Annotated in this window: 19 protein-coding genes; 11 read left to right on the top strand and 8 right to left on the bottom strand. The window is 41.0% G+C overall.

All coding sequences use genetic code 11. The features are described from left to right. Nucleotides 1-32: 32 nt before the first annotated feature. The 7 genes from P2W71_RS11660 to P2W71_RS11630 form a co-directional block, all read right to left on the bottom strand. Nucleotides 33-530, bottom strand: coding sequence for a hypothetical protein (locus P2W71_RS11660; RefSeq protein WP_276371086.1), 498 nt, complete (start codon nucleotides 528-530; stop codon nucleotides 33-35). A 139-nt stretch (nucleotides 531-669) separates the two neighbouring features. After that, nucleotides 670-1,284 carry a class I SAM-dependent methyltransferase gene (locus tag P2W71_RS11655; RefSeq protein ID WP_276371084.1) on the bottom strand — a complete coding sequence of 205 codons (615 nt, stop codon included), beginning with the start codon at nucleotides 1,282-1,284 and terminating at the stop codon, nucleotides 670-672. Nucleotides 1,285-1,363: 79 nt separating this feature from the next. Further along, nucleotides 1,364-2,104: a hypothetical protein gene (locus P2W71_RS11650; RefSeq protein ID WP_276371082.1), complete on the bottom strand. Its 741-nt coding sequence runs from the start codon at nucleotides 2,102-2,104 to the stop codon at nucleotides 1,364-1,366. Between the two features lie 30 nt (nucleotides 2,105-2,134). Beyond that, nucleotides 2,135-2,638, bottom strand: a complete 504-nt coding sequence (locus tag P2W71_RS11645; RefSeq protein ID WP_276371079.1) for a hypothetical protein — start codon at nucleotides 2,636-2,638, stop codon at nucleotides 2,135-2,137. A 142-nt stretch (nucleotides 2,639-2,780) separates the two neighbouring features. After that, entirely contained in the window at nucleotides 2,781-3,179 is a 399-nt protein-coding gene (locus tag P2W71_RS11640; RefSeq protein ID WP_276371077.1) for a type II toxin-antitoxin system death-on-curing family toxin, read from the bottom strand. Further along, nucleotides 3,176-3,364, bottom strand: coding sequence for a hypothetical protein (locus P2W71_RS11635; RefSeq protein WP_276371075.1), 189 nt, complete (start codon nucleotides 3,362-3,364; stop codon nucleotides 3,176-3,178). Before P2W71_RS11635 ends, P2W71_RS11640 begins: the two co-directional genes overlap by 4 nt. A 200-nt stretch (nucleotides 3,365-3,564) precedes the next feature. Next, entirely contained in the window at nucleotides 3,565-4,443 is an 879-nt protein-coding gene (locus P2W71_RS11630) for an AraC family transcriptional regulator (RefSeq protein ID WP_276371072.1), read from the bottom strand. Nucleotides 4,444-4,613: 170 nt separating this feature from the next. Between P2W71_RS11630 and P2W71_RS11625 the strand changes: the two genes are divergently transcribed. The 9 genes from P2W71_RS11625 (at nucleotide 4,614) to P2W71_RS11585 (ending at nucleotide 15,241) form a co-directional block, all read left to right on the top strand. After that, nucleotides 4,614-8,114, top strand: a complete 3,501-nt coding sequence (locus P2W71_RS11625) for a PVC-type heme-binding CxxCH protein (protein WP_276371070.1) — start codon at nucleotides 4,614-4,616, stop codon at nucleotides 8,112-8,114. Nucleotides 8,115-8,315: 201 nt separating this feature from the next. After that, nucleotides 8,316-9,176: a sugar phosphate isomerase/epimerase gene (locus tag P2W71_RS11620; protein WP_276371068.1), complete on the top strand. Its 861-nt coding sequence runs from the start codon at nucleotides 8,316-8,318 to the stop codon at nucleotides 9,174-9,176. Nucleotides 9,177-9,179: 3 nt separating this feature from the next. After that, nucleotides 9,180-10,307: a Gfo/Idh/MocA family oxidoreductase gene (locus tag P2W71_RS11615; RefSeq protein WP_276371065.1), complete on the top strand. Its 1,128-nt coding sequence runs from the start codon at nucleotides 9,180-9,182 to the stop codon at nucleotides 10,305-10,307. 139 nt (nucleotides 10,308-10,446) lie between these two features. Then, entirely contained in the window at nucleotides 10,447-10,752 is a 306-nt protein-coding gene (locus P2W71_RS11610; RefSeq protein WP_276371062.1) for a hypothetical protein, read from the top strand. Then, the gene (locus tag P2W71_RS11605; RefSeq protein WP_276371059.1) at nucleotides 10,749-11,138 is read left to right on the top strand and encodes a hypothetical protein; all 390 of its coding nucleotides are present in this window, start codon (nucleotides 10,749-10,751) and stop codon (nucleotides 11,136-11,138) included. The genes P2W71_RS11610 and P2W71_RS11605 overlap by 4 nt, the downstream gene beginning before the upstream one ends. A 188-nt stretch (nucleotides 11,139-11,326) precedes the next feature. Then, on the top strand, nucleotides 11,327-13,612 hold the full coding sequence (locus P2W71_RS11600; protein WP_276371056.1) for a PAS domain S-box protein: 2,286 nt from the start codon (nucleotides 11,327-11,329) through the stop codon (nucleotides 13,610-13,612). A gap of 189 nt (nucleotides 13,613-13,801) precedes the next feature. Then, entirely contained in the window at nucleotides 13,802-14,050 is a 249-nt protein-coding gene (locus tag P2W71_RS11595) for a hypothetical protein (RefSeq protein ID WP_276371053.1), read from the top strand. A gap of 324 nt (nucleotides 14,051-14,374) precedes the next feature. Next, nucleotides 14,375-14,590 (top strand): hypothetical protein, encoded by a 216-nt coding sequence (locus P2W71_RS11590; protein ID WP_276371050.1) that lies wholly within the window; start codon nucleotides 14,375-14,377, stop codon nucleotides 14,588-14,590. A gap of 159 nt (nucleotides 14,591-14,749) precedes the next feature. Next, a complete protein-coding gene (locus tag P2W71_RS11585; protein WP_276371048.1) occupies nucleotides 14,750-15,241 on the top strand; it encodes a VOC family protein in 492 nt (163 codons plus the stop codon). Between the two features lie 298 nt (nucleotides 15,242-15,539). Here the strand turns inward: P2W71_RS11585 and P2W71_RS11580 are convergent, their stop codons facing one another. Beyond that, nucleotides 15,540-16,118 carry a Crp/Fnr family transcriptional regulator gene (locus P2W71_RS11580; RefSeq protein WP_276371045.1) on the bottom strand — a complete coding sequence of 193 codons (579 nt, stop codon included), beginning with the start codon at nucleotides 16,116-16,118 and terminating at the stop codon, nucleotides 15,540-15,542. A gap of 131 nt (nucleotides 16,119-16,249) precedes the next feature. Here P2W71_RS11580 and P2W71_RS11575 point away from each other — a divergent pair, with 131 nt between their 5' ends. Continuing rightward, nucleotides 16,250-16,570 carry an ester cyclase gene (locus tag P2W71_RS11575; RefSeq protein ID WP_276371043.1) on the top strand — a complete coding sequence of 107 codons (321 nt, stop codon included), beginning with the start codon at nucleotides 16,250-16,252 and terminating at the stop codon, nucleotides 16,568-16,570. A gap of 325 nt (nucleotides 16,571-16,895) precedes the next feature. Continuing rightward, nucleotides 16,896-17,459 carry a sugar O-acetyltransferase gene (locus P2W71_RS11570; RefSeq protein ID WP_276371732.1) on the top strand — a complete coding sequence of 188 codons (564 nt, stop codon included), beginning with the start codon at nucleotides 16,896-16,898 and terminating at the stop codon, nucleotides 17,457-17,459. The last annotated feature ends 11 nt before the right edge of the window (nucleotides 17,460-17,470 follow it).

Below are 17,470 nucleotides of genomic sequence, written 5' to 3'. Positions count from 1 at the left end.
AGGTCTATACATTTGAGCTAGCAGCAGTGCCGCTAGACTTTGTTTATATCAATTAAATAATGCCGACTCGTAGTTTGATCCTCGACGTCAACTACTAAAAAATCAGCAAACTCTTTAAGTCCCTTAATGAGCTGAGTTTTATCATTCTTCGTCAATAGGTCAAGTGTTTTATTCTCGTCCAGCAGTAGTGTTCCTGTAAACGATGTCCAGTCGATCTGTCGAGATCGCGATCTTGTATTGAGCACTTGAGAATGATTGTCCTTCGTAATAACAATTTTCCTTAAAATGTTAAATTTTGCTCTCTCTTCCCCAACTGGTATTCCTAGAAAAGATAAAAAATCCCGGTACTCCTTTTTCTTCAGGTCTATTTCCGTCACATACTTTGTCGTCAATATAATAGTTGCAATTAATACAAGCACCGCACTCCAAATAGGATACCCGATAACCAACAGGTAAATCGCCGATCCTAAAATTAGAGGCGTTACATATTTTAATCCCAAGGGAAAATAAGGAATGGTGATTTTCTTCATTGTACAATAGACGCCAACCTACATTGATCACAACGTTTATTTAACCGCAGTTTCAGTTTATAAATTCTTTGTCCGCATTTCAAACTAAACTTAGTTAAAGAAAACTTTTCAACAAAACCGTATATCAGGATAAAAAGATCTAAATTTTAATAGCATTGAAATAATGGTTCTCGCCTTCGTCTTCAAATTCTTCAATCAAAGATAATCCTGATGCGGCCAATAGTTCTTTATACTTCACTTCTCCAAGAGATCTGGAATATTGTCCTGTCATAACATCTTCCCATTCTGTTTCCTGATATGGAGCCGTAAACAATAGTTTACCTCCGGTTTGCAACGCGTCAGATGCCTTTTGTATTAACTCTGCTTGTGCTTCCCTTGATAAAAGGAATATTAATCCCCAAGAGATTATAGTGTCAAATTTTCGATTAAAAAATAAAGAGTCTTCTACCGGTTCGCAGGCAGCACAAGCTTTTGGGAAATTTTGTCGATAAGCTTTAATCAAAGTAGGTGATGCATCAATTCCATAAACCGTGAAGCCTTCGTCAGTTAACACTTTTGAGACTGGGATGCCCGTCCCACAACCAAGGTCTAATACACTGGAACCTGGAGGTAGTGCCTGAGCCCAGTTACGAACAGACGATGTGCCTATCCCATTAAGTGTTCTTCCGCGGGCTTCGATAAACCTTGTCGCAATACCTTCATAACTGTTTGATTTGTCCATGGCGTCTTGCAATTCCTTAAATGTTTTACCCATTCTGGAGAAGTTGTCGTCCCCACTTTTTTGTGAAGTTTGAAAACCAAACTACAAATCAACCTGCACCTAGCAATCTTACTTAAATCTTGTTGGCAGCAGCACCATTCCACCGCTCAACCCATTCAGTGTCAACCTTTAATTTTTTATTAAGTCTTAAGTATTGTTTTGTTTCAAGGTCGTCCAGCATGTGAATAGAAAATAATTTCTTATCAGAAGTAAATCCCACTAGGTTGTTCAATGTTTCGCTGTCCCGAAAAACAAAGTATTGAAGTTTTTCCGATTTGTAAATCCCGAAACTCTTTTTTTCCCCAAGCTCATCGTTGACATGTTGAACCATTAAATGAAAGTCATGAAAGCTAATCCTATCTGGAAAAGCTATAACAGTCCGTGTATCCTTCGAGTTAATTTTAAAATCATCAACAGCGTACTTCTCTGTAAAGACTCCAATAAAGTCACCGATCAGTTCTTTTAAATCTTTAGTTGACGATATTACAAAAATGTATTTGTCGCCGTTCTTAAAATCGATCTTTAGATTCTGGGTTGATGGGTGAGGCTTGTCATCATCGTCAGTGCCATAGTCCAGAAGCTTTGTAATTGTCGGTGTGATTTTCCATTTGTATTTCTCTCCAAGATAAGTTAAGGGAATTCCAATTATCCACATGGGAATAAGCAAGATCGATTTGATTGGCCTAACTATTATGTGATGAAAAATCCCCGTTGGCAGTTTTAAAAGAGTCTCTTTGGGGTATTTGACTATCGTCACAATGAACGCCAGTCCAAGTAAAATAAAGAGCCCTTCAATAAAATAATTTTGCGCCATCGTTATTTTGTAATACTGCTGGACTAGGCATTAACTAAATATCACTAATTTTTTTTCAAGGGTTAAGTTAATGAAGTCAGTCCATTTATCATTTTCGGTCTGAATGCGCCATTTACCTATGATCTTTGTATTTTCATCATTGATTGTTCCATCGAACATTAAACCTTTTCCTTCAATCTTGAATTCATTGTTAATGATAGAACTTATCATTATGCCATCTTCACCTTTTGTGTTGAAGTATTGCATTTTTGCTCTATCCGTTGAGTTATCCAATTGAATGATTTCTAAAGTTTCACTTCTTTCGTTACCCATCTGAACGTCTGCCTTGTGCAATATATAGTTTCCATCAAGTATCAATTCGTAACTATCAACACCAATTAATTTCTGGTTTTCCTGACCAGATTTTATATCACCCGTAGTTTTCCAAACACCAATAAGCCTTTTAAAATTACTCTCACTTATCTTTTTCATTAATTTTGGTTTTTTTGTTTTTGCTTTTACAACCTCTACCGCTTGTGCGTAAGAAAGTGGCATGTAGAAACGGTATTCTTGTCCACCTAGTCTAGCTAAGTTGGTTGAGACAATGACGAATCGTATACGGGTAATGCGAAGAACTTCTGTCGTCCCGAATAATTTATTGCAGATGCGATGATAACAAAATGAATCCGCGTATGATTTATTTATGAAGTTGTGGATCGTTGCCTTGCCGAGTGCGACCAACCAACCATTCTCTGATCTGATTAAACTTCATTTCCCCCTTCGCTGAGCTAATAACAAACTCATACTTCTCATTTTCATTAGCATAGATATCAATACCATTTTCCAGGAGAATTAATCTCATCAAAACGTATGCTGTCCGCTTATTTCCATCTATGAATGGATGGTTTGAAATAATGCTCTCAAAAATTGCCGCCGCTTTGTCAACCGGGAGTGGGTACAACTCATTCTGATCGAATGTCTGAAAAGGCCTATTTATGGCTGATTCTAAAATTCCCAGGTCCCTAATCCCTTTTGATCCCCCGAATCTATCTATCAAAACTGCATGGATACTCTCAACGTCTTTTAGAGTTATCATTTAGCCAACCTTTCAAGGAGGTCTTTATCCTCGGCTAAGATGTCCCGAAGATTCTTACTTAGTTTTATTTTGTCAATCGATTTTCCTTGAATCAACTTCAAATAGTCTAAAATATCTTGAAGTACACTCTCAGGTATGTTGTCTAAAGTTTTCTGAATCTCAGATTTTATTTCCTTTGTTGTCATAGGCTAAATTTACAAATATTTTGGAAAAGTTTCCGGTGACTGGCAATGAGCCACAACAAATTATGTTTATTTCACCTTTAGCCGATAAGCATGCGAATTCACACTTTTTTCGAACTCAACAACACTAACAGGCTCCCTCAGACCAAAATTTAAATCTTTGCTCCCCCTCCTCTTTTCTCCGTAATACAGCTAGGTTCCTCTCACCCATGCATCGTCTCCAAATACTTCTTCCTATACTCCAGCGGACTGTGATGCGTAACTTCTTTAAACTGCCGGTTAAAATTGGAAAGTGTGTTAAAGCCGCTTTCGTAACAGGCATCGGCAATGCTGATCTTCTTTTCGATCAAAAGTTTGCACGAATAGCCGATCCGTATTTCTGTTAAAAAGTCGGAGAAGGTTTTGTTGGCGTGGATTTTAAAATAACGGCTAAACGATGTGGGACTCATGTTGGCAATGGCAGCCACTTCCTCCAGACTGATCTTCTCCCGAAAGTTTTTCATCACGTAAGCATGTACCCTGTTCATCCTGTCGCTTTCAGTTTCCTCCAACAAGTTCGTGTAGCCTTCCGTTGCAAGCAGCTTAAATTCTGTCGAATTCGCCAAGAGGTTTAAAAGATTCAACATGGTGAGTATGCGATCAAAGTCTTCAACGACCCATAATTCCTGCATCAACACTTTTGCTTTCTCTGCCGTTGGACCATAGATTTCCATTCCGCGTTGCGCTTTCTGGAAGAGTTGTTTGATCTTGTACGTTTCATTCTTGTGCAGGAAATCGCTTCCAAGAAAATTTTCGTGAAAGTAAACAACGATACCTTCTGTCTTCAATTCAGTATCGCTATTAAAATATTCAGGATCACTCTGCCAAAGGTGCGGAAGGTTTGGTCCGGTGAAGACGAGATCATTTTTTTTGAAAGCACTAACATGATCGCCAACGAAGCGGGTACCGGTCCCACGAATGACAATAAACAGCTGGTATTCTGAATGAAAATGCCAGTTGGGATCAAAGTGTGATTCGGTCAGCCATTTCACCTCAAAGGCGTGGTTGTCGGAGATCGGTGATTTCTGAAGCGGCGGTTTCATGGTCAAAAATTATCAACTATCGACACCAAAATCAGCCATCTATACCTTTTTTTATCATAAAAAATGGCCGGATTTCGATTCTCATGACAAAATACAGTCATTATTGGATAAAAAACAGTAAACGATTGCATAAATTATACAAGAATTTAGTTGCTCAAATCAACCACACTATGCGATTTCTCAATTTAAGCATCGTCCTCTTTCTAAGTGGCTTTCTCCTTTCATGTGATAGCTCGAAGTCGAAAATACGGAGTGGGCCACGCAGTTTAGAGATTCTTTTTTTAGGGCATAATAGTGAGCATCACAACGCGGCAGCCTATATGCCAATGCTCGCTTCTAACCTTTCGAAAGAAGGAATTCATTTTACCTACACCGATAATCCTGATGACCTAAACGCAGACAACTTAAACAAGTATGATGGCCTGATGATCTATGCAAACCACGAAAAAATTACGCCTGAACAAGAAAAAGCTTTGCTTGGTTTTGTTGAGAAAGGCAGAGGATTTATTCCGGTGCATTGCGCTAGCTTCTGCTTTCAGAATTCCCCGGAATATATCAGTCTGGTAGGTGGTCAGTTTTTAAAACACAAGACCGATACTTTTGTAGCGAAAATCATAAAGAAAGATCATCCTATTGTAAAATCATTGAATGAGTTTTCAACATGGGATGAAACGTATGTACACGACAAAATCGCGAAGGACATAACGGTGTTGATGGAGCGCGTGGAAGAAGATCATCACGAACCCTGGACTTGGATAAAAGAGCATGGCAAAGGAAGGGTTTTTTATACTGCTTATGGTCATGACGAACGTACCTGGAACAATCCGGGCTTTCACCAACTGATCAAAGAAGGGATTCTTTGGGCCGTTGGCGATGATGCAAAAAAAGATTGGGAGACTTTCAAAAATGAAATGCCAAAGCTTGTCTATCGTGATGAAGAGAACATTCCCAATTACGAAAAGCGTGATCCAGCGCCGAAGTTTCAGGAACCGCTATCGCCGGAAGAATCCAAAAAATTAATTCAGATACCCGTAGGGTTTGACCTGGAGTTGTTTGCTTCGGAACCCGACATCATCAATCCCATAGCCATGGAGTGGGATGAAAAGGGACGATTGTGGGTGGTCGAAACAGTAGATTATCCGAATAGCGTTCGCGACGACAAAGGTGCCGGTGATGACCGCATCAAGATATGCGAAGACACTGATGGCGATGGCAAGGCTGATAACTTCAAGGTGTTCGCCGAAAATCTGAACATCCCTACCAGCATCGTTTTTGCAAATGGGGGAATCATTATTTCACAAGCGCCGCACTTCATCTTTTTGAAAGACACCGATGGCGACGATGTAGCGGATGTAAAAAAAATCATCATCGATGGTTGGGGAACGTTTGATACACACGCGGGACCATCGAACTTAAAATATGGATTCGATAATCAAATCTGGGGTACGGTAGGATATTCGGGCTTCGAAGGAACGATCGCCGGAGAAAACAGGGTCTACAAACAAGGTGTGTATCGTTTTAAACCCGATGTATCAAGCTTTGAATTTATGACCTCCACATCGAACAATACATGGGGACTGGGCTTCACGGAAAACAATGATGTCTTTGCCTCCACCGCGAACAATACCCATAGCGTTTTCATGGCCATTCCTAACAAGGTGGTCGACCATGTCAAAGGCGTTCAATTCACGGGTAGTATTAAGCTCGATGGTCACTACGCCATGCATCCCATCACACAAAATGTGAGACAGGTAGATGTGTTTGGAGGTTTCACCGCTGCTGCAGGGCACAACTTTTATACGGCGCGCGCCTTTCCTAAAAAATACTGGAACCAGGTAGCATTTGTCTGTGAGCCAACGGGACACCTGGTGCACATGGCACGACTCGAGAAGGAAGGGGCGGGATTTATTGAGAAAGACAGTTGGAATTTATTTGCCAGCGCTGATGAGTGGGTATCTCCTGTGGAAGCGAAGGTAGGACCCGACGGAGCGGTTTGGGTTTTGGATTGGTATAACTTTATCGTCCAGCATAACCCTACGCCTACACCTGAACGCGGTGGTTATGCTGCTGTGAACGGAAAAGGAAATGCATATGAAAATCCCTTGCGCGACAAAACGCATGGACGTATCTGGAGAGTTGTAAGTCAGGAAGCGAAAAGCGTTGATCGGATTACCCTAAGTAAAGATGAACCGGATGATTTGATAAAAGCTTTTAAGAACGATAATCTTTTCTGGCGATTAACCGCGCAGCGCTTGCTGGTAGAAAGAGGTAATCAGGATGTATTACCGGATCTCTATGACCTCGTCAAAAAGGACCAGGTTGATGAATTCGGTTACAATCATGCCGCAACGCATGCCCTATGGACGATTGATGGTTTAGGTGCGCTGACAAAAGATGATCAAGCCGAAGCGGTAGTCGTCGGTGCTTTAAAACACAAATCGCCCGGCGTGCGGAAAGCGGCCATCCAGATTCTATCAAAATCCAGCTTGTCTGACGATGTTGTGATTAAATCAAACATCCTCCAGGATCCAGACCCCAATACACGCCTGGCTGCCATCGTATCGCTGATGGAAATCTCTCCTTCGGCAGCGCTAGGCGAAATCTTATTTAAGATGAGTCTCGAAGAAAGTGTAAATGCCGACCATTGGTTAGCAAAAGCTGTCTATGCATCGGCGGGTCAACATAATAAAGGTTTTATGGATGCCTTCATGAAGGCGAATCCTGGATATAAGATTGAAGCAGAAGAAATCAAAAAGCGGGAAGCTGTTGAATGGGATGATGCCTCCTGGAAACCAATGGACCTACCACAAAATTTTGAAAAAGCGGGATTGAATATCGATGGCATGGTGTGGTTTCGTCATACGGTTGAACTACCTGCTAACGCTGCCGGGAAGAAGGCAACCCTCTCGCTAGGTCCGGTAGATGATTCGGATGTCACGTATGTAAACGGTGTAAAGGTCGGTAGCATTGAAAGGAAGCGCAATGAAAAAAGGCTTTATGAAATACCCGCCCGGACATTGAAGGCTGGAAAAAATATTATCGCCATACGCGTTGAAGATTTTGGTGGTAACGGTGGATTGTATGGTAAGGAAGAAGAACTTTTTCTGGATGTCAGTGGCAAGAAAATATCCCTTGCCGGACCATGGAGATATGAAGTTGAAAAGGAATATAATCCGAGAGATGTATTTGGAAACAAAACACTCGCCGAAGTATTCATGAACACTTATTTAAATCCTGCAGCCGTGGAAGAACCCGTAGCCGCGACTACAAGCGGTCAGGCTACGGTTATCAAGATCGGAGTAATCAAAAATGAAATGAAGTATGATATTAAAACATTTACGGTAGAAGCAGGAAAACCTGTTGAGATCGTCTTTGAAAATCCCGACTTCATGCAACACAACCTCGTGATCACACAAATTGGTGCATTAAAAACAGTGGGAGCTGCGGCTGATAAATTAGCCTCGCAACCAAATGGCGCCGAGATGAATTATGTACCCGCAATACCCGAAGTACTTTTCTCCACGAAACTGGTGAACCCGCAGCAGACGGTGAAATTAAATTTCATCGCTCCCACGAAAGAAGGTGAGTACCCGTTTGTTTGTACCTTCCCTGGACACTGGTCCATCATGAATGGTGTGATGAAAGTGGTGGCGAAGAAAACGGCGTTGTGAGGGACATTAACAAATTCATAATACGCAAAGGCGAAGCGGTGCAAAAAATTATTATAAATAGTTTTTCTGTGAGCCGCTGTAGGTTGATGCAGTCAGCAAAGTATGTAAAACAATTCGTTTCGAAACTTTGTGCTCATTACGCCTTTGCACCGTGTATATGCTTCGAAAGCAAAATTCTATTTACTAAGTAAACAATCATCAGTGAGCCTGAACATTAAGTTGGGAGTGAGTACATGGTTATGGACCTCTCCTTTCACAACGGAAACCATATCGTTATTTCCGAAAATTAAATCGATGGGATATGATGCAGTAGAAATTCCGGTGGAGTATCCCGAAAAAATTGATGGCAGAAAGGTGAAGGAAGCACTGCAGGCCAATGGACTTAAACCAGTAGTGTGTGGTGCCTTTGGTCCAACACGCGATCTGACGAACGATGATCCAGCAGTACATGAAGTATGTTTCAAATATATTCGTGAATGCTTCGATCTTTGTAATGAATGGGATGCAAAATTTCTTGCCGGTCCCATGTACTCTGCTGTTGGCAAGGCAAGAATGATTTCACCTGAACAGAAAAAAATCGAGTGGGATCGCGCCGTAGGAAATATTCATAAGGTTTGCAAGCTGGCCGGCGACCGGGATCTGAGTGTTGCCCTTGAGCCCTTGAACCGGTTTGAATCGGACTTAATCAACACCGCCGAAGACGTCATGCGGCTTGTAAACGACGTCAATCATCCGTCCGCAAAAGTTCTACTCGACGGCTTTCACATGACCATCGAAGAACAGGATCTGGAAAAAGCGATCACATCTGTGGGTGATAAACTGATCCATGTCCAGGTTTCGGAAAATTACCGCGGCATACCTGGCACAGGTTTAACGCCCTGGGTATCGTTTAAAAAAGGTTTGACCAACATCAATTATCATGGAGTCGTATCCATCGAAAGCTTCACACCGGAAGTTAAAGAGCTTGCCGGAGCAGTATGCATCTGGAAAAACCTCGCGCCCAGTCAGGATGAATTTGCAACACAGGGATTTTCTTTTCTAAAACGACTTTTAACTAATTAAGCTATGAGCAATAAAAAAATCAATGTCGCCATTATTGGATTAGGTTTCGGAGCCGAATTTATTCCCATTTATAAAAAACATCCAAATGCCAATCTTATGGCGATTTGTCAACGGACTAAATCAAAGCTCGATGAGATTGGAAATGCATTCGACATTGAAAAAAGATTTACAGATTACGATCAATTGTTAAAAGATCCTGACATCGATGCCGTGCATATCAACACGCCCATCCCGGATCACGCCATTCAATCGATCAAAGCATTAAAAGCCGGAAAACATGTAGCCTGTACGGTACCTATGGCAACCACGGTAGCAGAATGTGAGGAAATCGTAAAACTGACGAAAGCAAACAATCTCACGTACATGATGATGGAGACCGTAGTGTATGCCCGTGAATTTCTTTTCATGAAAGAACTGTACGAAAAAGGTGAGCTCGGAAAAATTCAATTCCTGAAAGCAAGTCACCAGCAAGATATGGATGGCTGGCCCAACTATTGGCCAGGGCTCCCTCCTATGCATTATGCCACCCACTGCGTTGGACCGGTGTTAGGTTTATTGCGGGCCGAGGCTGAGTATGTTTCATGTTTTGGTTCCGGAACGATACGGGAGGATTTACAAAAGCATTATAACTCGCCTTACGCAGTAGAGACTGCGCATATCAAACTCCGGAATTCGGATGTGAGCGCACATGTTTACCGTTCACTGTTTGATGTAGCGCGCCAATACAGGGAAAGTTTTGAAGTCTATGGATCCAAAAAATCGGTAGAGTGGCCGTTAATCGAAGGACACCCATTGATCATGCATGTGGCGAAGCGGCCCGAACCTGAAATTCCGGAAGAAGTAGAATGTCCGGATTATGCAAAGTTTTTGCCAGAGCCCATCCAACGGTTCACGACAAAGGGCGTCTATGATTCAGACGAACATCAGCATCTTTCATTTACACAAGGTGCAGGCCATGGTGGCTCTCATCCGCATTTGGTGCATGAATTTCTCTCGGCATTAATTCAAAACCGAAATCCGTATCCGAATGCAACACAGTCCGCCAACATTACTTGTGTGGGATTGCTTGCTCATCAATCGGCCCAGCAAGGAGGAGCGATCATGAAACTGCCGGCGTTTACATTGTCCTAGAAATAAAACTCAACATACTTTATTCACGTTAACAACTTCCGGAAATTCTAAAACTTCCGGAAGTTAATATGATGCTGTTCCTTGCCATAGCGTCTTAATGGCAACTGATGTATATTGTATTGGATAACAATATACAATCATGAAAGCGTCAAAGACATTTCGAAAAACTGCTATTGCGTTAGCGGCGGTAGCGATCTTGCTAACCATCGCAAGCTGCGCCCACGTTACACCGATAGAAGAATGCGTTAACGATGAGCCTTATGGATTTTGGTTTGGCTTATGGCATGGCGTTATTGCCCCATTCAGTTTTGTCATCAGCCTTTTCAGCGATGATGTTGCTATGTATGGCGTAAATAATAACGGTGGATGGTATGATTTCGGTTTTGTGCTCGGCGCTGGAATCCTGTTTGGCGGTGGCGGCAGAAATGCTAAAAGGCGACCATGACTGAAACCGGTAACAATATCATCCGCTATAGCCTTAGCTTGCTACTGCTTATCATTGCACTTAATGCACTGGGCGGTGGATACTACGGTATGGCTGGAGCAGAAAACGTTCCAGGAGAATGGTTGGACGACGGACCGTTCAAAACATACTTCATTCCTAGCTTATTTTTATTTGTTTGTATTGGCGTCTACTTCTTTTTTACATCCATCGCTGTGTTCAGAAGAAAAACTTATTCACGGGTTGCCGCTTTGATCTGCGGCTTCATTCTCCTGGCATGGATCATCTTACAGGTTGCCATTATTGGTTATGTTTCATGGCTACAACCTGCAATGGGAATTTCCGCATGCCTCATTTTGATTCTTGCATTTTTTCTTCCTAAGGCTTGAATTGCTTTTGTTATCAAAAAAATACCTCAAAAGGACAGATTGAAGCTTGCACCCGGTAGCTCCTCCCCGGAGCTCATGTACGAAAACCCTGGCAGCTTGATTTAGCTCATATATCGTACTGATAAATCTCATTTCAACTGACAAAGCGATTATGCAGATTGATATTGCCGAACCTAAAGTTCAAGTCAATGACAAATGCAAAGCATCCAGAGACATACCTGCATTCAATTCTCAATGCATTTAGTGATTTGATATTTGTATTTGATGGAGATGGTGTTATTCTCGACTATCTCAAAGACGAAAATTCAGAGTGGCTGTATAAACCCAGGGAACAATTTCTGGGCAGGAACAATAAAGAAATCTTACCGGACAACGTAAGTTCAAAAATCGACCAAGCATTACAAGCATTAAAAAATGGTGAAACCAAATATACTTTTGACTACAACATCTTATTGAATGGTCGGTACAATTGGTTCACCGCCGTGTTCTCCCCTATCCATGAAGACACTGAAAAAATCACAAAATACCTCTGTGTCATAAGAGAGATCACTGCAAAGAAGGAAAGTGAACTTTTATTGCAAGGTGTTCTGCAAAATGCATTTAATTCATTTATTGTTTTACAGGCGATAAGAAACACCAATGGGTACATTATTGATTTCGAATTGATATTGGCTAATCATCAGGCTGAAAAGTTGATCGGGAAGAGCCCCGATGATTTAATCCATAAAAGCGTTCGTGGTTTTGATAACCAGCAATGGATCTTATGGGATAAATTTAGTGAGGTTGTTGAAACAGGCAACGATCTGGATCTTGAATATGATATTAATAACAACGAAACATTTCGGTGGGTGAATGCTCACGCGTCAAAGTACGGCGATGGCCTGGTCATAACCATTCAGGACATCACTGAGAAAAAACGAAGTGAATTGGATCTGCAAGCAGCGTTAGACCAGCTCAAAGTTTATAGTAAACAAATGGATTTGTTTTTCACACAAGCATTAACTGGTTTCTTTTTTATGATGTTCGATAAACCAATACAATGGGACGAAACGATAGATAAAGATGTTGCGATCGACTATGCCTTGAACCATTTACATTTTACGCGAGTTAATGCTGCCTTGCTTAAGCAGTACGGTGCGACTTACACACAATTAACAAATCGAACGCTTAAAGATTTTTTCAAGAATGACCTTGAAACAGGCAAGTCCATATTACGTCAATTGTATGATCAAAAACATATTCATATAAATCGGACAAGTAAAAAATTTGATGGATCTGAGATATGGTTTGAAGGTGACTACATCTGTTTTATGGATGATAACAATAACATTTTAGGTCATTTTGGAACGCAACAGGATGTCACAGAACGCAAACATGCCGAAGAATTGCTCCGGGCAAGCGAAGAGCGCTATCGCCTGCTGGCAAATAATATGCTGGATCTCGTGGCGCTTCATGATCCCGACGGAACGTATAAGTATGTAAGCCCTTCTGTAACCAACATCTTAGGATACACACCAGATGAACTTATTGGAACCAATCCATACATATTATTTCATCCTGATGACGTTTTATCCATTCAAAATCAATCTCACAGCAAAGCAAAAGAAGGCGAAGATGTACCAAGTATTGAATATCGCATTCAAAAGAAGAATGGTCAATACATTTGGTTTTCAACAAACACCAAAGCGATCAAAGATATCAATGGTAAGGTAACAATGCTTCAAACGGTTTCCCGTGATATCACGGAACGTGCAAACACACTTCACCTTCTTGAAGAGCTTAATCAACAGAAAAATAAACTATTCTCCATCATCAGTCATGATTTACGGGGTCCCATTGGAAATTGTCTTGGACTTCTCAATCTTCTTCGAAGCGATGTGCCAGTAGAAGACGTCCCGAAATACCTCGCGCATTTGCACACCAGTGTTTCAAATGTACATAGTTTATTAGATGACCTCCTTTTGTGGGCGGGTAGCCAGTTAGACAAAATTTCCTTTGAACCTACCCACTTTCAAATAAAAGAGGAAGCTACTATCGTTACTAATAGTCTCACAGAAATGGCAAAGCAAAAAAATATTTCGATCTACCTAAACATTGGCGATAATTCAATTACCGGTTATGGCGATAAACCAATGATCAGAACCATTCTCCGGAATTTGCTTTCGAACGCCATTAAATTTTCTAAACCCGGTAATCATGTAATCATTGAAGCAAAAAAGAAAAATAATATGCTCGAGATTTCTGTAAAAGACCACGGTATGGGTATCAAAAAAGAAAACCTTGAAAAGTTATTTGATAAAACCTCAAATTTTACAACCTACGGAACAAAAGGAGAACGGGGCACCGGACTCGGCTTGGATATTTGTAAGGACTTCGTTGACAAGCATCAAGGAAAAATATGGGTAGAGAGCGAATTCGAAAAAGGTAGTACGTTTATTTTTACTTTGCCCATCCCTAGCGCCGCGACGAAATAACAAAAGGCAAGCGCATCTATCTTGGATATTCATTTTCATTAAAAAAAAAATTTCCTTCACCGGAGCATTTCACCCCAGTGAGTAGATTTGGTACAATTTTATCATGTGCAATCCGTCTTAAAAAGTAACAACGGGGGTATTATCTGGCACAGATAGTGCTCACAAATAAAATATTTAAACGTACAAAGCATGATGGATAAGGCAATGTTTATTACAATTAAGGATTATGAACGGATTATGGGGCTCATCACGTCGATCGCCACGAAAAATAAACTTGCTGATTCAGTTGACAGGCTATTAAATAATCTGAAAGAAGCGCGGATGCTTCCACCAGAGAATATCTCCGGCGATATCATCACCATGAATTCACGAGCTTGTTTGAAAGAAATAGTCAGCGGAAGAAAAATCGAAATTACCGTTACGTACCCTCACCAATAATATTGCAAATAAGGTTTCAGGCTTTTCTACTATTGGTATCGCGCTGCTTGGCTCAAGGGCAGGCGATATCGTTTCCTGGAAAATCCCGGCCGGCGTTGGGCAATTTAAGATCGAAAAGGTTATCTATCAACCAGAAGCGGTAGGACATTATCATTTATAATAATCACACATTTTTTTATACTGGGAATGTATAGAAGCCACTTCCAAGAAAGCGAAGTACTCTTCTTTTTAATGGTCGCAGTAACGCCGGTGCGTCATGCCTATAGCGCTGGCGTGCTGTGACCGATTTTTTATCAACAGGTACACTTTAATATTCAATTTATCATGGCGATTAAAATGCTGGAATACTGCAAGACCATACTCCAAAAAATAAGCTTTAACAAACGTCTCTTTAAAAAAGAATACAAGAAAACATTTAAATATCTTACGAAGGACGAACATCTCGAACTTAAAAAATGGCTAAAATCACAGCTTAACGGAACGAATACCCGCATGGCAAAGGCGGAAGTAATTACAAGAGGTAAGAACGATATGCGGTGATAACAAGTTCAAAAAATCTAAAACAAAGTATCGGGCGGCAAGTGTATAAGTCGTTCGATACTTATCATCGATGTACATTCCATACGCAATCGATCTTAATCTGGTTCAATGAATAAGTCTTACATTCAAAGTACCTTTGTTTGTATTAAATGTAAGCTTATGAACACTGAATATACAGCACCGGCGCAAACGCGGATTGGCCATGTGCATTTGAAAGTTGCCGATCTTGAAAGGTCACTTTCTTTTTATCGCGATCTTTTGGGTTTTGAATTAACGACCATGTACGGCGACCAAGCGGCATTCATTTCCGCCGGAGGTTATCATCACCATATTGGACTAAACACATGGCATAGTAAAAATGCGCCACCAGCGTCGCGCCATGGTGTAGGACTTTATCATACCGCCATCCTCTACCCTACAAGAAAAGATCTCGCGGTAATTTATGACAGGCTACGAAAAGCAAATTATCCTATTAGCGGTGCCAGCGACCATGGTGTTTCAGAGGCACTTTACTTAAATGATCCTGACAACAATGGTGTTGAACTTTATTGGGATAGACCAAAAGATACCTGGCAATACAAACCAGACGGAAGCATTGAAATGTACACCAGACCATTAGACCTGGATTCCTTGCTAAAGGAACTTGACTAACGTATTACTATTTGTTTCTAAAAACTTGAAATAAAAAAAGCCCGTTCTTTTCGAACGGGCTACCAACTCCACTTACCTATCCCTAACCAAATTCACACTCTCTTATACAAACTTCTTACCAAATCTATTGCTGCTGTTCGTGGCAACCGTTAAGCGTTTTTGCTTTTCGAAACAATAACTTATCATTCATCCCTTTAGTTTCAATATTTACAATGGATGATAATTTCTTACCATATGATAAGGTTATGAAAGAGAACTATCAAAAGATCATTCTCCAGGAATGAATCGTAAGCTCAGATTACTGGTGCGACAACGACTTTCGTATGCGACTTAACGACTCCGGTGTGATGCCGAGATAAGAGGCAATCATCTTTTGTGGAATTCTTAAAGCCAGAGAAGGATGGGTTTGTATAAAGTTGAGATAACGATCTTCTGCCGTATCACTCAATAATGAAATTAATCTTTTTCGGAAAGCGCGAAAACTATTCAGTTGCAATCTGTCGTTCATAGCTTTTGAAGCAGGAACAATTTCCGGTAACTTTTGAAAAAAATCTTCTTCCATCGAAAGGTAGTCCGTATCCTCGACGGCATCTATAAAATACATACCCGGCTCTTTACTCATCATGCTTAACCGCTCTGATATCCACCAATTTTCAGGCGCAAATTGTATGATATGTTCTCTTTTCTTCTTGTCGACCACATAACTTCTTAAACAGCCATGGGTAACAAAGAAGACAGCTTTACAAATTTCATTGACTTTTAGCAAAACTTCGCCTTTTTCAGCCCTATGCGGTTTACATAAAGCTTCTATTTCTCTTAGCTGAGGGTCAGAGATTTCAATCTTCGATTTCAGGTAGGTGGCAAAGACTTCAAACATGCTTAGACTCCGGGGGCGCCGGCCAACGTTTCTTTACTCTAAGATCGACTTAACAAATGATAATAAAAAATAAAAAATAAACCCACTCATTCGAACGCCGTTAAGCATCGTATCAATATTGATAAAATATCATGGAAGCATATAAAGCGTTAGCCAGGCAAAAATATGAACATTACAAGCAAAGCGACATTGATAAGTCGTTAACTCTTTACCCCGCCTTTAGTGATTTTCAGGTGATCGTTGAGAAGCAAATTGCCGAAGGAAATGAGGTGGCCTCCTATTGGGTGATGCGTGGTAGACATACGGGTGAATATCTGGGTATCCCGCCTTCGGGCCGCGAAGTCATGCTTTCAGGCATGTCCATCGACCGCATTGAAGAAGGTAAGATCAAACCAATTTGTTCGGTAATGGATTTTGAAGAGTTCCTGCAGCGACTAAAATCTTTCAATTGATCTACCGGTTGCCAATTGAAACCATCATGGAAAATTTCAAAACTATTTAACTAGTGACTTGTTGATTGTTTGATAATAAGCAGATATGCATGGAACATCTCTGGCATATTTTTATTTGTTGTTTGGAATGGATATGATGAATGACAGGATTGAAGAAACCTTACCCACAGTTCAAGATTATCACAACATGAAACCGAATGCTTGTGAGCACTGAGAGGCTCATAAATAGAGACCGACGTCAAAGCTCCCTCAGTGCCATCATTTAAGGGGTTTAAATCGGATTAAAGTAGTTGTTACAAATTTTAATACCACTATGTTTTCCATCATCAAATCTGAAAAAGACAAAATGTTAGCCGGCGAGTTGTACAACGCTCTGGATAAGCAATTGTCGGATGAAAGGTTAAAAACCCGCTTGCTCATCAAACAATTAAATGATGCGGCGGAGGATGAGGTTGAACGACGAACAGCAATTTTAAAAGAGCTGATCCCGAATGCCGGGCCTGGGCTATGGCTGCAGCCACCGTTCTATTGTGATTATGGATCCAATATCATCATGGGTGAAAAAGTGTTTTTCAATTTTAATTGCGTGGTGCTTGATGTTACCTATGTAACCATAGGCAGCCGAACCCTTTTCGGTCCAAACGTACAGATCTATACTGCTACACATCCGATGAACTATAAGGAGCGTGCTTCGGGATTAGAGTACGCAAAGCCTATCAGTATTGGTGAAGATGTATGGGTTGGTGGAAGTGTCGTGATTTGTCCGGGTGTAACTATAGGCGACCGAGCGGTAATTGGTGCAGGAAGTGTCGTGACGAAAAATATACCTTCCAATGTATTTGCAGCAGGAAACCCATGCAAGGTAATTCGCTCGATGGAGGGATCTTAAATTTGTGATCC

It is taken from the genome of Chryseolinea sp. H1M3-3 (assembly GCF_029360725.1).
GTDB lineage: Bacteria > Bacteroidota > Bacteroidia > Cytophagales > Cyclobacteriaceae > Chryseolinea.
This window is presented reverse-complemented; position numbering and strand designations above follow the sequence as displayed.